Here is a 14492-nt window from a genome sequence, read left to right on the forward strand (position 1 = left end):
CCTGATCCACCTAGCTGGGGTAGGGGCCATCCTCCCGCAGGCTCCTGAGCAGCCCGGCCAGGCTGCTCACGAACTCGGCGCGCAGCCCCGTCATCACCTCAATCACATCCGCTCGTGTCGTGCTGCCCGCCGGCCCGGATCCGTCGATCAGTTGCCGTGCCATCCGTTCCGACTGCCGGTGGATCTCGCCAATCACGCCATAGCCAGGCAGGTGCCCGTAGCGTTTTTTGCCCCGGCCTGCATACCAGGTGCGGAAGGGGCAGCCTGTGCGAGCCAGCGATCGGATCTGCGCCGAATCATGGTCGGCCAGGGCCTTCAGCAGTTGATCGATCCATGCCAGATGGCAATGGGCTGCAATCACGAGCTGGATGTTGAAGCGATTGAACACCTCCATCTGTGTGCCCCACCCCGGTGCGCTGGTCCAGGCTTCGATCCATTCCCGGAGATGACCTGGCGGCATCGGTCGCCCGATCGCGTAGCCCTGACCGCGATGGCAGTTGAGGGAGGGGAGAATCACGGCGTGCTCCGGATCCTCGATGCCCTCCGCGATCACCTCCATGCCGAAGACATCGGCCAGCTGGGCAATGCTCTCAACGATCTCCATGTCGGTTGGGTTCCGCAGCATGTCTCGCACGAAGCTCTGGTCCACCTTGAGCTGATCGACGGGGAGGGATCTGCAATAGGCGAGCGAGCAATAGCCAGTCCCGAAGTCGTCGAGGGAAAAGCGAACCCCGTGCCGGTGGCATTCCAGGATGATGTCCTGAGCTCGCTCGAAATCCGAGAAAGCGGTTGATTCAAGAATCTCGATCTCGACGTCTGCCGGATTGATCTCCGGATGCTGGTCGAGTCGCTTCCTCAACCGCCTTGGGAAGTCTCCGGCCAGCAGGTGCGCGCTGCTGATGTTCACGGCCGCCTTCATCAGGAGGCCCTGCCGCATCCATGCCTTCAGCTGGTTCAGCGCTTCGTCCAGCACCCACTCGCCCAGCTCCACGGCCAGAGCCGTGTCATCGATCACTGGGAGGAAGGCTCCCGGCAGCAGCAGGCCCTTCTCAGGATGCTGCCAGCGAATCAGGGCTTCAAGCCCCAGGATCTCTCTGCTGACGAGATCCACCTGAGGCTGATAGAAGAGGGTGAACTCGCCATTCTCCAGGCCGCGTTCGATCGCATCGCAGAGCTGCTGACGGTCGATCCGCGCGTTGCCCCAGCTGGCGTCATAGAACGCCATTCGGTTCCCACCATTCAGCCTGGCCTCGCCCAGGGCGAGCGTTGCACTGTTCAGCAGCGCCTGAGGTTGGCCGATGCTCTGATCGCTGGAGGCTGCCCCGATGCTGAGCGAGATCCTGGCCTCGCCATCGTCCAGCTGGATGGGTTGGCTTGTGGTGTCGAGAATCCGCTCCACCAGGCTGATGCCATCCGCTTCCTTCTCCAGGCCCTGGATCGTCATGGTCAGGCCATGGCTGCCGACCCGCCGCACGGAATCCTCCTCGCGCAGGATGGCCCTGACCCGGTTCACGGTGGCGGCCATCACCTCATGCACCGCCTCCGAGGTCCACAGGCCCCGCAGCTTCTCGTAGTCATCCACCTCGGCCCGGCAGACCAGAACGGTGGTTCCCGTTGTTCGGCGAGCCAATGGCTGCGTGACATCACTCGTCGGCGCCAGCCAGAGCCAGATCCGGTCCCACGGCTGCGACTGGACCGGCAGCGCGACCGCGCCGACAGACACCGTCAGCTCCCTGCCGTTGGCTGCCGGCAGCACGGCGGACACCGCTGCTGGCGGCCGCCCATCACACAGGTGCAGCAGAACCGTCCCGATGGCCCCTCCAAGGCTGGAGTCCTCAGGGCTCTGCACCGCCGCCAGAGCATCGCTTGAGTCCGCGCATCCGAGCAGAGCACGGGCGGCCGGGTTGGCGGCCACCGGTCGGACTCCGCTCTGTTGCCGCTGGTTCAGCGCCGAGCAGTCCAGCCACCAGAGGGGGATGGGCAGTGCCTGAAACAGGGCGTCCAGCTCACCGCTGGAGGGTGCGCGCTCACCATGCTCGCCCCGACCAGATTGCGGGCCGGTCAACGGGTCCCTCGTCCTCTTGCATGTGGCTTGCATCCCGCCCGAGCGGCTTCGAGAGGAGGTGGGCAGTCCCTCCCCTCATCTCGGTCTAGCCCGTGGATGGAGTGGTGCCAACCGAACCATGCAGCCGATGGGCGACGCGCGCCCACCGGCGCTGCCTCAGACCAGGGACGGTGCCTCGACGATGCCGGAGGGCACGTTCTCGAACATCACCGAGGACAGGTAGCGCTCGGCCAGATCCGGCAGCACCACCACGATCGTCTTGCCGGCGAACTCGTCCTGTTCCGCCAGGCGGATGGCGGCGGCGGCGGCGGCGCCGCAGGAGATGCCCACCAGCAGGCCCTCCTCCTTGGCCAGACGCAGGGCCATGGCGATCGATTCGTCGTTGGTGACCTGCTCCACCCGGTCCACCAGGCTCAGGTCGAGGTTCTTGGGGATGAAGCCGGCGCCGATGCCCTGGATCTTGTGGGGGCCGGGCTTGGGGTCCTCACCGTTGAGGGTCTGGCTGATCACCGGGCTGTGGCTGGGTTCCACCGCCACCGAGAGGATGTTCTTGCCGGCCTCGTTCTTGATGTAGCGCGACACGCCGGTGATGGTGCCGCCGGTGCCGACGCCGGCCACCAGCACATCGATGGCGCCGTCGCAGTCGTTCCAGATCTCCGGGCCGGTGGTCTTGAAGTGGATCTCGGGGTTGGCCGGGTTCTCGAACTGCCCGGGCATGAAGTACTTGTCCGGGTCGCTGGCGGCGATCTCACGGGCCTTGGCGATCGCACCGGGCATGCCCTTGGAGGCTTCGGTGAGGATCAGCTTGGCGCCGAGAACGGCCATCACCCTGCGCCGCTCGATCGACATCGATTCCGGCATGGTGAGCACCAGCTCGTAGCCGCGGGCCGCCGCGGTGAAGGCCAGGGCGATGCCGGTGTTGCCGGAGGTGGGCTCGATGATCGTGTGGCGCTTGGTGAGAACGCCGCGCTTCTCCGCATCCCAGATCATGCTGGCGCCGATCCGGCACTTGACGCTGTAGGCGGGGTTGCGCCCCTCGATCTTGGCCAGCACCGTGGCCTTGGCGTTGCTGGTGACCGAGTGCAGCTTCACCAGGGGTGTGTTGCCGATGGCGAGGCTGTTGTCGTCGTAGATGCGAGCCATTGGGCGGCGCTGTCGCACAGGATGTTCCGATGCTATGTGGCCTGTGTCGCTTGCGCCGCAGGACCCGCTTCGGCTCGCCTCAGGCCCGCTCCAGGGCGCTCTCGAACCGCTGCCACAGCTCCTCGGGCGGTTCCAGTCCCACCGACACCCGCAGCAGGGAGCGGGGCACACCGCAGCCTTCGGCCCAGGCGAGCTCGTGGTAATGAGCCAGCAGAACGTACGGGCAGACCAGGGTGAAGGGCGTGCCCAGGCTGGGCCCCTTGCAGACCCGCAGGCTGTCGTAGACCCGGGCCGCACTGGCCTCTCCGCCCCGCAGCTCGAACGAGAGCAGGCAGCCGCTGCCGCCTCCGGGACGGAGCAGACGGCGAAAGGCCGGGCTGGCGGCCGGGTGCAGCACGCGCGCCACGGCCGGATGGCCCTCCAGCCGTGCGGCCAGCAGCGCGCAGTGGTGGTTGAGGCGCGCCACCCGATCCGCCACATCTCGCGACGCCCGCTCCAGAGCGATGGCGTCGGCATCGCTCAGCTCGGCGGCGGGCTCGGCGGTGAGAGCGGTGAGAGGCTCGCGCCAGGGCGAGTCCTCGCTCACAACCAGGCTGCCGGCCAGGATGTCGCCCCGGCCGGCGAAGCTCTTGGTGAGGGAGGTGAACACCAGATCGGCATGGGGCCGGGTCTCGATGTTCAGCGACGAACCGATCGTGTCGTCCACCACCAGGGGAATGCCCCGCGCCCGGGTGAGGGCCGCCAGGGCCGGCAGATCCACGCAGCCCAGCATCGGGTTGCTCGGCAGTTCCACGATCACCGCCGCGGGTTCGACGCGATCGAGGGCCTCGGCCAGCCGCTCCGGCTCGCCGTTCAGCACCAGCTCGCCGCCGCTGTGGATCACCTGGGGCAGCTTGAGCACATCCACGTAGGGGAAGCCCACCTGCAGGGTGGGGCGGCCGGGCCGCAGGGCGGAGATCGCCCGCAGGCCCAGATCGAGCGCCGCCATGCCGGAGGGCAGCAGTCGCACCCGCTCCGGCCTGCCGCCGTGGATCGCGGCCAGACGCCGCTGCAGCTGCCGCCGGGCCCACCGGCCGTGGTCCGCCGGCGGCACCGGCTCCCGGCCGAGGGCCTGGGCGGCCAGCCGCGAGGAGGCGCCGAGGCCGGTGTGCTGCCAGAAGGCGGTGGCGGCCGGCGTGGCGTCCGCGGCGGCCAGCAGGCACCAGAGGCTCCCGCTCGGCACGACCGCGGTGTGGCTCCCGGGGCTCACCCGAAGGCAGTGGGCCCTGGCCAGCTCCGCCGCGGCCTGGCTGGGGAAGGGCCAGGCGGAAGCGAAGGAGGTCTGCGCCAGGGCGGCCTCGGCCACCTCCCGCAGCAGCGGGTGCATCACGAAGCGCGGGTAGGCCGTGCGCAGGGCGGCCCGGCAGGCCGGGTCGTTCTCCTCATAGGCGACCACATCGCGCCAGCGCGGCAGCGCCACCGACACGGCGTGGGGGCTGTCCGGCAGGGGATGCCCCAGGTCGATCGCCTGCCAGCAGGGATCCAGCAGCAGGTTGCGGCCGCTCACCCCAGCCGGTCGAGCCCGCGTTGCAGATCGGCGATCAGATCCGCGCTGTCCTCGGCCCCGATGGAGAGACGCACCAGCCCGGCGTCGATGCCCAGGCGCCGGCGCACCTCAGGCCGCACAGCGGCGTGGGTCATGGTGGCCGGGTGGCAGACGAGGCTTTCCACGCCACCGAGGCTCTCGGCCATCGTGAAGTAGCGCAGACCCTTGCAGAAGCCGTAGGCCTGATCCTCACCGGCCCGCAGGGTGGCCGTGATCATCGCCCCGCCCTGGCGCATCTGCCTGCGGGCCAGGGCCTGCTGGGGATGATCCGCCCGGAAGGGGTAGCGCAGCGCGGCCACGGCGGGGTGGGCGGCCAGGGCCTCGGCCACGGCGGCGGCATTGGCGCACTGGCGCTCCAGGCGCAGGGAGAGGGTCTTCACGCCGCGACTGATCAGCCAGCTGTCGAACGCGGAGGGTTGCAGTCCGAGCGCCTTCTGGGCGAAGCGGAGGCGCTCCTGCCAGGCCGGATCGTTGCTGCAGACCACGCCACCCAGCACATCCGAATGGCCGTTCACGTACTTCGTGGTGCTGGCCAGCGAGAGGGTGGCGCCCAGCGCCAGGGGCTGCTGCAGCAGGGGTGTGGCGAAGGTGTTGTCCACCAGCACCGGCACGCCGATCGCCCGGGCCCGCGCGCTCACCGCCGCCAGGTCGATCACCTTCAGCAGGGGGTTGGTGGGACTCTCCAGCCAGATCAGAGCCGGGGGGGCGGCGGCGGTGAGCGCGCTGAAGCGCTCCGGCCAGTCGACCGCGGTGAAGTCCAGCCACTCGGCCTCGACGCCGAAGCGGGCGAACACCTGCTCAAGCAGACGCACCGTGCAGCCGTAGAGGTTCTCCTCGCAGAGCACCCGGTCGCCCTGGCGCAGCGAGGAGAGCACGGCGGTCATGGCGCTGACGCCGGAGCCGAACACCGTGGCGTGCCGGGCGCCCTCCAGGCCGGCCAGCACCCCCTCGAGGATGCGGAAGTTGGGGTTGCCCGACCGGGTGTAGTCGAATCCGCCCGGATTGCCGTGGGCGAAGGTGGAGGAGAGAAACAGCGGTGCGGTGACCGCTCCGGTCTCGGCGCTGTAAGTCTCTCCCTGATGGATAGCCGCTGTGGCCGGACCGGGTGCCGGGCCGGACTCGCTCGCCGGTGACTGATCGACGTCCGGGCGGGTCATGGCAGCGGCGGAGCTCCCCGCAGGGGAGAGGAAAGAAGGAGGTGGTCCGGGGGGCGCCGGCAGCGGCTGACGCTCCCCCGAAGGTGGTTCGGTCCCGGGGTCAGACCTTCCTGGAGTAGTACTCCACCACCAGGAGTTCGTTGATCTCGAGCGCAACCCATTCGCGCTCCACCGAGCCGACGACCTTGGCGCGCAGCTTGGGCTTGTCCAGCTCCAGGTGCGGCGGCACGTTGGCCAGGCCGGGGAATTCGAGATTGCCTTCGGCGAGCTTGCGGCTCTGCTTGCGTTCGCGGATGGCGATCTGATCGCCGGACTTGCAGTGGTAGCTGGCGATGTCGACCAGACGGCCGTTCACGGTGACGTGGCCGTGGCAGACCAGCTGCCGGGCGCCGGGGATGGTGGGCCCGAAGCCGAGACGGAAACAGACGTTGTCGAGGCGGCTCTCCAGCAGCTTGAGCAGGTTGGTGCCGGTGGACCCCTCCTGGGCGCGCGCTTTCTTCACGTAGCGCACGAGCTGGCGTTCCGAGATGCCGTAGTTGAAGCGAAGCTTTTGCTTCTCCTCGAGGCGGATGGCGTATTCCGAGCGCTTGCGACGGGCTTGGCCGTGCTGACCGGGGGGATAAGACCGCTTGGCGGACTTACGGGTGAGACCGGGGAGGTCTCCCAAGCGCCGCGTGATCCTCAGGCGAGGGCCGCGGTATCTGGACATGGGCGGAAACAGTGGGCGATGGAACGGTTGGCGGGGCTCCGGGGTGCCGGTCCGGACCAACCGACGACCGCTGACCTCAGGCAAGCTGGACAGCGGATCGAAGGCAGGCGGATGACCCGTGAGCAGAGCGCACGCCAATCCAGCACCATACCGCCCGTCGCGGTGCGGCTCGCCTGGCCGGCCATGGCCCTCGTGCGGGCCTATCGCCGCTGGATCTCCCCCCTGATGGCTCCCCGCTGCCGCTTCATCCCCTCCTGCAGCGCCTATGCGCTTGAGGCGCTGGAGCGCCATGGCCTCTGGCGGGGCGGCTGGCTCACTCTGCGCCGGCTGCTGCGCTGCCATCCCTTCACGCCCTGCGGCTGCGACCCGGTGCCCGACTGATGGCCCTGACCCTGGTGCTGTTCAGCCGCACGGGCTGCTGCCTCTGCCAGCAGCTGGAGCAGCGGCTGCGCCGGCTAGAGCTGCCCTGGCCGCTGGAGGTGCGCCGCATCGATGCCGATCCCGCCCTGCGGCTGCGCTACGACCTGGAGGTGCCGGTTCTGGCGGCCGCCGATCCGGGCAGTGGCGGCTGGCGGGATCTGCCCAGGCCCTCGCCCCGGCTGCAGGGGGAGGCGCTCGGCCGCTGGCTCGAGCGGGCGATGGCCACAGCCGCGCAGGCCAGACTGGGGCCTCCATCCAGCGATTGAGGCAGCCCGCGGTGAGCCAGATGCTCCATCCCCTGCTCCGGTCGGTCGGGCTGGCCGTTCCCGAGGGCCTCGCCAATGCGGAGGTGCGGGCCGTCACCTGCGACTCCCGCATGGTGCGGCCGGGAACGCTGTTTCTCGGTCTGCCCGGCCAGTCGGTGGACGGCGGCTGCTTCTGGCCCCAGGCCCTGGAGGCCGGAGCCGCGGCGGCGGTGATCGGCCCGGCCGCCGCCGCGCAGCGGCCCCCCGGCCACCCGGATGCCGTCGTGGTGGTGGAGGAACCGGTGGCCGCCTGGGCGGGCCTGCTGGCCGCCTCCTTCTGGCATCACCCCTCCTCCCGCTTCCAGCTGATCGGGGTGACGGGGACCAACGGCAAGACCACCACCACCCATCTGATCGAGCACCTGAGCAAGGCGGTGCGGAAACCGGCCGCCCTGTTCGGCACCATGGTCAACCGCTGGCCCGGCACCAGTACCAGCGCCCAGCACACCACCGCCTTCGCCGATCAGCTGCAGGCCCAGCTGGCCCTCGCCGCCGAGGCCGGCACCTGCGTGGCGGCGATGGAGGTGAGTTCCCATGCCCTCGACCAGCAGCGCGTGCGCGGCTGTGATTTCGCCGGGGCGGTGTTCACCAACCTCAGCCAGGACCACCTCGACTATCACCCCAGCATGGAGGCCTATTTCGAGGCCAAATGCCGGTTGTTCCATGCCCCCTTGCTGCGCGGCGACGGCGTGCGGGCGGTGGTGAACAGCGATGACGACTGGGGGCGACGGCTGGCGGCCGATCTCGGCGATGCCTGCTGGCGCTCCTCACTGGAGGACCCGGGGGCCGAGCTGCATCTGCGCGATCTGCAGTTCTCCAAGGACGGGGTGAGCGGAACGGTGGTGACCCCAGCCGGCAGCGCCCCGTTCCGTTCCATCCTGCTGGGCCGGTTCAACCTGATGAATGCCCTGCAGGCCATCGGTGCCCTGGTGCAGCGGGGCCATCCCCTGAAGGGAGTGGTGAGCGGCCTGCCCAGCTTCCGCGGTGTGGCCGGGCGCATGGAGCAGGTGCAGGTGGCCGGTGCCGTGTGCGACAGCCTGCCCGCCGTGCTGGTGGACTACGCCCACACCCCCGATGGTCTGGAAAAGGCCCTGGAGGCGGCCCGGCCCTTCACCCGGGGGCGGCTGATCTGCGTCTTCGGCTGCGGCGGAGACCGCGACCGCAGCAAACGGCCCCAGATGGGGGCGATCGCGGCCCGCCTCAGTGATCGGATCGTGGTGACCTCCGACAACCCCCGCACGGAGGACCCCCAGCGGATCCTCGATGACGTGATGGCCGGGGTCCCCGATGCCGCCGGCACCACGGTGGAGGGGGACCGGGCCCGGGCGATCGCCCTGGGCATCGCCGAGGCGGGAGCGGACGACCTGGTGCTGATCGCCGGCAAGGGCCATGAGGACTACCAGATCATCGGCAGCACCAAGATCCATTTCGACGACCGGGAGGAGGCCGAGAAGGCCCTGCGGCTCCGCCTGCGCTCCCGCGCCTGAGAGGACCCTGGCCCCTGCGGCCCCGGGCCTCCCGGCTTCAGAGCATCGCCGTCAGGGCGCTCAGGAGCCGGTCCAGATCCTCCTGGGTGGTGGTGATGTGGGTGCAGGCCCGCAGGCAGGAGGGGTGATCGAGATGGCGCAGCCAGATTCCCTGCTCCCCGAGCCGCCGCGCCACCGCCGGTGGTTCGCGGCCCTCCACGCGGAAGCTCACCAGCCCCGCCGGTGGCGGGCCGCTCAGCAGGGGCTGGAGGCCGTCGGTGCGGGCCAGGGCCTGCCAGAGCTGACCGCTCAGCTGCTGGATGCGGCGGCTGCGTTCATCACAGGCCCCCTGGCTGTCCAGCAGCTCGAGGGAGGTGCGCAGCCCGGAGAACAGGGGCGTGCAGGAAGTGGCCACCTCGAAGCGTCGACCATCCTCATGAAAACCCTCGTTGGCGGCCTGCTCGTCCCGCAGGCTGCGCCAGCCGATCAGCGTCGGCCTGGCCTGGCTGAGCAGGCGCTCTGAGAGCACCACGGCGCCGAGGCCCTCTGGGCCGCAGCACCACTTGTGGCCGGTGAAGGCATAGATGTCGGATTGGGAGGCGGCCGCGGCCACCGGCAGGCTGCCCATCGACTGGGCGGCGTCCACCAGCAGCCAGGGCTGGCGGGGATGCTCGGCCAGCCGCTCGGCCACAGCCGCAATGGGCATCACCTGGCCGGTGTTCCAGAGCAGGTGTGACAGCACCACCAGCCGCGTGTTGGCGGTGAGGGCCTCCTCCAGTGCGCCCAGCACCTGCTGATCGGTGTCCGCCTGCTCATCGAGGCCGCCCCGCCAGCGGGTGACCGGGAGCGAGGTGATGTGCAGACCCTCGCGCGAGGCCAACTCGTGGCAGGCGGCCACGACACCGGGATGTTCCGCGTCGCTGATCAGGATGGTGTCGCCGGGTTCCCACGGCAGACCCCAGAGGGGCAGAACACAGCCGCTGGTGACGTTTTCGGTGAAGGCGACCCGCGACGGGCGCACCCCGCAGCGGGAGGCCAGCAGGCCTCTCAGCCGGGAGAGCTCCCGGTCGATGAAGGGCCAGACGGCGGTGGAGAAGGGCCCCAGCTCCTGGATGGTGCGCCAGCTGGCGACCATCGCGTCCAGGGATGGGTCGGGCAGGGGGCCCTGCCCGCCGTAGTTGAGATAGGTCTTGCCGGCGAGTGCCGGCATCTGGTCGCGGAGGGACCCAGGGGATGGAGTGATGGCGGCCTCTCGCTCAGAGAACCTGGCCCACCATCACCGCCGCCACGGCGGAGAACAGAGTGATGCCGAGGGCCGTGAGCGGGTTCTGACCCTGGGCCACCGCCACCGTGGTGATGACACCGGCGCCGAGGCTGGCCACGGCCAGCTGGGTGGTGAGTTCGGATGCGCGTTGGCCCACGGAGGTCTGTTCAGGACTGACTGGACGGTAAGGAGACCCTCCTGGCGGACCCTGAGGAACGCTGCGCTTCGTAATCCCGCGTCAGGGTTCGTTACCTGGCGACATGGCGTCGCTGTGGACGGAGGCGGCCCGTGCCCGTCCTCCATAGGCCCAGCGCTGCAGCGACTCCAGTTCCTCGCGCGCCGTGCGCGACAGCGGAACCAGCTGGGCCGCCGCCTGGATCAGGTCGTTCTCGCCGAACTCGCGCTGCTCGGCGAAGGCCAGGTGCATCGCCTCCACCACCGTCTGCTCCAGCTCGGCGCCGGAGAACCCTTCGGTGCGGCCCACCACCACCTCAAGGGGGATGGTGTGCCGCGGCCGGCGACGGCGCAGATGCAGATCGAGGATGGCGCGGCGCTCGCCGGCACTGGGCAGCTCCAGCAGGAAGATCTCATCGAAGCGGCCCTTGCGCAGCAGTTCCGGGGGCAGGCGGTCGATGCCGTTGGCGGTGGCCACCACGAACACGGCGCTGGTCTTCTCCGCCATCCAGGTCAGCAGGCTGGCCAGCACCCGCTGGCTGGTGCCGCCATCGCCGCGGCCGCGGCCGGATTCGCCGAAGGCGAACCCCTTGTCGATTTCATCGATCCAGAGCACGCAGGGGGCCATGGCCTCGGCCCGCTGAATCATCTCCCGGGTGCGGGCCTCACTGGCGCCCACCAGGCCGGAGAAGAGGCGCCCCACGTCGAGCCGCAGCAGCGGCATCGACCAGCTGTGGGCCACGGCCCGGGCGGTGAGCGATTTGCCCGTGCCCTGGGGGCCCACCAGCAGCACCCCGCGCGGCAGCGGCAGGCCGTAGCTGCGGGCCTCCTCGCTGAAGGCCTGGTGGCGTTGATCGAGCCAGGTCTTGAGCACCTCCAGTCCGCCGATGTCGGCCGGGGTGGCCTGGGTGGGGCAGTACTCCAGCAGCTCGCTGCGGGCGATCGCCTGGCGCTTCTCCTCCAGCACCTCCTCCAGGTCGTCGTGATCGAGGCGGCCCCGCCGGGCCAGGGCCCGGGCGGCGATCTGCCGCACCCGCTGCTCGGTCAGCCCGCTGCAGCCCTGGCTGAGGGCCTCCAGGGTGCTCGGCGGCAGGGTCTGGCTGCTGGCGGTGGCGATGGCCCCCAGCAGGGTGCGGATCTCCTGCTGCGACGGCAGGGGCAGGTCCAGCAGGGTCACGCATTCCTCCAGATCGCCCGGAAGCTCCCAGCGGGCGGCGGTGATCACGAGGGTCTGAGGTCGGGAGGGCAGCTGCCGGGACAGGTTGCGCAGGCGCCGGGCCACACCGGGGTCCTCGCAGTAGCGGTGGAAGTCGGTGAGCAGGAGGATGGCCGCATCACCCGGCGGCAGGGAATCCAGGGCCTGCAGCGCCTGCATCGGCTGCCGGGCGGCCTCGCCGCCGCGGTTCGGCAGACCCTCCAGGCCGCCGATGAAATCCCAGCGCAGCAGCGATCGCCCGCCCAGGCGCCGGGCCGCCTCCTTCAGCAGCCGCTCGGCTCGCTCCTCCTCGATGGTGCGGATCCAGAGAATGGGCGTGCGGGCGCGGATCAGCAGATCCAGGTGCTCGCTCCAGCTCGGCTGCTGGCCGGCCGCCGCCTCAGCCATCGCCGGTGTCCTCCGGAAGGAGGCCGAGCCCGGCCAGGGCCTGCCAGCGGGGGTCGAGCCGCCGGGCCGCTGTCGGTTCGGGCGGCTGGGGCGGACCGGTGCACTCCTCGCCGCAGCGGTTCACCACCGCCAGCTGCAGATGGAGCTGCTCGAACAGCCACTGGGCGGGATCGAAGCGTTCGCCGGCTCCGATCCGTTCGATCAGCTCATCGCCCTCACCCCAGCTCGGCCAGGGGTCCCCACCGCCGGCGGGGGCGCTCTCGATCGCGATCAGCTCGCGGCCGCGGAAGCAGAGGCTGCGGTTGAAGCGGTTCAGGCAGCGATCGCAGCGCAGGGTCACGATCGTCTCCACATCGGCGTCCAGCTCGAGGGCTGAGCCCAGGTGGCGAGCGGTGAGGGATCCCCGGACCGGGGTCAGCGTCTCGATGCCCTCGAGACGCTGGTCCACGATCCAGTGGCGGCCCTCGTCAGCCTGGGCGATCTCCCTGAGGGGAACGGGAACCAGCCGGGTAGCCATGGCGGCTCACTTGCGCCCCTTCGGCTCGAAGGGGAGGCGGGTGTCCGACATGCCGACACCGGCCCCGGCCGTCGCCGGTGTGGCCTGCTGGGCCAGTTGCTTGTCGAGGATGGCCTGCAGGTTGTCGGGCAGGGCCTCGCGCGTGAGCAGGAAGGTCTGGAGAGCCTGGAAGATGTTGGCGATCACCATGTAGAGGAGAACGCCGGCCGGCAGCGGGAAGAAGAGGAACATCCCGGTGATCATCACCGGCGTGATCTTGTTCGCCGTGGACTGCTGCGGGTTCGCCGGCATGCCGAGGCCGGAGAGCAGCTGGGAGACGAACAGCGTCAGACCGAAGCCTCCCACCAGGATGGCGATGTCCCAGTTGATGGCGCCATCGGTGTAGAAGCCCACCTGCCCGAGAGCCCGGATGAACAGGAAGCCGCTGCGCGCCGCCAGGCCGGGGATCGTCACGTCCACGGTGGCATCGCCGGTGGCCAGGGCGGTGATGGTTCCATCGTCGGAGACGGACACCACATCCTCACCGCGGCTGACGCTCCAGCTCGGGCTGAGTCCCTCGGGCCGGCTGGCCTTGCTCAGAACCTCGGCGTAGGGCTTGCCATCCCGGGTCTCCAGCAGAACGGTGGCCTGATCGCCCACCGCCAGACGATTGCCGCCGGGAAGGCTGGCGATCACCGGCACATGCTCGGTTTCGCTGTAGAAGATGGAATGGCTGGCGGAGGTGAAGGGCTTGATCTCCGCCGAGGCGATCTGTTCCGGCGACTGGACCTTGATGTTCAGGTTGTAGGGAACATCGGCGAACGGTGACCCCCGCAGCGTCGCGAACAGGGCGAACAGGATGGGCATCTGTACCAGCAGGGGCAGGCAGCCGGCCAGCGGACTACCGAACTCCTTCATCAGCTTGCCGAGCTCTTCCTGCTGCTTCTGTGGGTTGTTGGCGAAGCGGCTCTTGATCTCCGCCTGGCGCTGTTGCATCACTGGCTGGGCGATGCGCATCCGCCGGGCGCTGCGGATCGATCCGGCGCTCAGCGGGAAGAGCGCCAGGCGGATCACCACCGTCAGCGCGATGATCGCCAGCCCGTAGCTGGGCACCAATCCATAGAAGAAATCCAGGATGGGCAGCAGCAGGTTGTCCGAGATGAAGCCGATCACGGCGGAGTCAGTGGTGGGGGTGAGGGAGCCGCTTCAGTGTGCCCGAGCGGAGTGAGGGATGTGGCCGCCGGGGCTGGCCCGGCGGTGCGGTTCAGGCGGCGAAGCCCTGGGGGGACGCCTCTGGCCGGCTCGATGAGGAGCCGCGGGCCTGCATGCGCTCAAGGATGTAGGCCTCGGTCTCGCGGAAGCGGGGCACGGAGCGCATCTCCAGCTTGGTGCCGTCGCGCAGAACCAGAACCATGTCCCCCCAGGCCCCGAGGCCGCGCGGCACGCTGCGCACCTCCCTGATCTGGCTGTAGGCGACCTGGGAGCGGTCGCGTCCCCGCCAGCCTCCGGTCACGGAGACACGGCGACTGGTGATACGGAAGCGCAGCCAGAGGGCGCGCACCGCGGCGCCCACCGCGAAGGGAAGCCCGATCACGGTGAGCCCGAAGATCAGGTTCACGATCAGGTCACCCCGGGCCGGGCCCCCCTCGTAGAAGACGGTCTCCGAGCCGGACCCGGCGGGACCCGCAGCCGTGGTGTTCTGTTCCGTCATGCCGTCACCCCCTCATCCAGTAGCAGTCGCTCACATTCTTCCAGCAGGTCCGCAGCCGCCGCATCCCGGCAGCCGGGTTTGAGGCTCAGCATCAGCCAGCGGCCATCGCTTTGAACCTCCCTCCCGATCAGGCGGCTGCTGAGCCATTGGTGAAGCAGACGTCTCAGCCGGTTGCGGTGCACGGAGCCCTTGCAGGCCTTGCCGCTGATCACCACAGCGCAGCGCCAGGCGCTCGTGGGAGCGGCTCTGAGCTCGCCCTTCAGGCCGCTGGGCCGGGCCGACACCGTTCTGAGGGTCATGAAGCGGCCCTGCCGGACCCGCCCGCGGCGGTAGAGGCGATCGAAGCAGCGTCGGCCCCGCAGGCGCAGCGACGGTGGCAGGGCCACAGTGCGGA

General features: G+C 69.8%; 15 protein-coding genes. 3 read left to right on the forward strand and 12 right to left on the reverse strand.

Going from position 1 to position 14492, the window contains the following annotated elements:
* Positions 1 to 10 precede the first annotated feature (10 nt).
* The 5 genes from EVJ50_RS00195 to rpsD form a co-directional block, all read right to left on the reverse strand.
* Positions 11 to 2065: an EAL domain-containing protein gene (locus EVJ50_RS00195; protein ID WP_191964803.1), complete on the reverse strand. Its 2055-nt coding sequence runs from the start codon at positions 2063 to 2065 to the stop codon at positions 11 to 13.
* A 156-nt stretch (positions 2066 to 2221) separates the two neighbouring features.
* Entirely contained in the window at positions 2222 to 3208 is a 987-nt protein-coding gene (gene cysK / locus EVJ50_RS00200; RefSeq protein WP_150881833.1) for a cysteine synthase A, read from the reverse strand.
* A 79-nt stretch (positions 3209 to 3287) separates the two neighbouring features.
* Positions 3288 to 4754, reverse strand: coding sequence for a PLP-dependent transferase (locus EVJ50_RS00205; protein WP_150881834.1), 1467 nt, complete (start codon positions 4752 to 4754; stop codon positions 3288 to 3290).
* Complete coding sequence (locus tag EVJ50_RS00210; protein WP_150881835.1) at positions 4751 to 5950, reverse strand: PLP-dependent aspartate aminotransferase family protein; 1200 nt, start codon at positions 5948 to 5950, stop codon at positions 4751 to 4753. Before EVJ50_RS00210 ends, EVJ50_RS00205 begins: the two co-directional genes overlap by 4 nt.
* 100 nt (positions 5951 to 6050) lie before the next feature.
* Complete coding sequence (rpsD, locus tag EVJ50_RS00215) at positions 6051 to 6659, reverse strand: 30S ribosomal protein S4 (protein ID WP_150881836.1); 609 nt, start codon at positions 6657 to 6659, stop codon at positions 6051 to 6053.
* A 183-nt stretch (positions 6660 to 6842) separates the two neighbouring features.
* Between rpsD and yidD the strand changes: the two genes are divergently transcribed.
* The 3 genes from yidD to EVJ50_RS00230 are packed head-to-tail and all read left to right on the forward strand — an operon-like array spanning position 6843 to position 8871.
* Complete coding sequence (yidD, locus tag EVJ50_RS00220; protein WP_150884734.1) at positions 6843 to 7040, forward strand: membrane protein insertion efficiency factor YidD; 198 nt, start codon at positions 6843 to 6845, stop codon at positions 7038 to 7040.
* Complete coding sequence (locus EVJ50_RS00225; protein WP_150881837.1) at positions 7040 to 7345, forward strand: glutaredoxin family protein; 306 nt, start codon at positions 7040 to 7042, stop codon at positions 7343 to 7345. The genes yidD and EVJ50_RS00225 overlap by 1 nt, the downstream gene beginning before the upstream one ends.
* 11 nt (positions 7346 to 7356) lie before the next feature.
* Positions 7357 to 8871, forward strand: a complete 1515-nt coding sequence (locus EVJ50_RS00230) for a UDP-N-acetylmuramoyl-L-alanyl-D-glutamate--2,6-diaminopimelate ligase (RefSeq protein ID WP_150881838.1) — start codon at positions 7357 to 7359, stop codon at positions 8869 to 8871.
* A gap of 37 nt (positions 8872 to 8908) precedes the next feature.
* Here EVJ50_RS00230 and EVJ50_RS00235 read toward each other — a convergent pair whose 3' ends face one another.
* From EVJ50_RS00235 to EVJ50_RS00260, 7 genes are all read right to left on the reverse strand, one after another.
* Positions 8909 to 10060, reverse strand: a complete 1152-nt coding sequence (locus EVJ50_RS00235) for an aminotransferase class V-fold PLP-dependent enzyme (RefSeq protein ID WP_150881839.1) — start codon at positions 10058 to 10060, stop codon at positions 8909 to 8911.
* A 46-nt stretch (positions 10061 to 10106) separates the two neighbouring features.
* Positions 10107 to 10271, reverse strand: coding sequence for a hypothetical protein (locus EVJ50_RS14440; RefSeq protein WP_191964804.1), 165 nt, complete (start codon positions 10269 to 10271; stop codon positions 10107 to 10109).
* Between the two features lie 81 nt (positions 10272 to 10352).
* The gene (locus EVJ50_RS00240; protein ID WP_150881840.1) at positions 10353 to 11891 is read right to left on the reverse strand and encodes an AAA family ATPase; all 1539 of its coding nucleotides are present in this window, start codon (positions 11889 to 11891) and stop codon (positions 10353 to 10355) included.
* Complete coding sequence (locus EVJ50_RS00245) at positions 11884 to 12408, reverse strand: DUF177 domain-containing protein (RefSeq protein ID WP_150881841.1); 525 nt, start codon at positions 12406 to 12408, stop codon at positions 11884 to 11886. Before EVJ50_RS00245 ends, EVJ50_RS00240 begins: the two co-directional genes overlap by 8 nt.
* Positions 12409 to 12414: 6 nt before the next feature.
* A complete protein-coding gene (gene yidC, locus EVJ50_RS00250; RefSeq protein WP_150881842.1) occupies positions 12415 to 13560 on the reverse strand; it encodes a membrane protein insertase YidC in 1146 nt (381 codons plus the stop codon).
* A gap of 91 nt (positions 13561 to 13651) precedes the next feature.
* On the reverse strand, positions 13652 to 14098 hold the full coding sequence (locus tag EVJ50_RS00255; RefSeq protein WP_150881843.1) for a PH domain-containing protein: 447 nt from the start codon (positions 14096 to 14098) through the stop codon (positions 13652 to 13654).
* Positions 14095 to 14484, reverse strand: coding sequence for a ribonuclease P protein component (locus EVJ50_RS00260; RefSeq protein ID WP_150881844.1), 390 nt, complete (start codon positions 14482 to 14484; stop codon positions 14095 to 14097). Before EVJ50_RS00260 ends, EVJ50_RS00255 begins: the two co-directional genes overlap by 4 nt.
* Positions 14485 to 14492: the final 8 nt, after the last annotated feature.

Origin of the sequence: Synechococcus sp. RSCCF101 (assembly GCF_008807075.1) — a bacterium.
In the GTDB taxonomy this organism is placed as follows: Bacteria; Cyanobacteriota; Cyanobacteriia; order PCC-6307; family Cyanobiaceae; genus RSCCF101.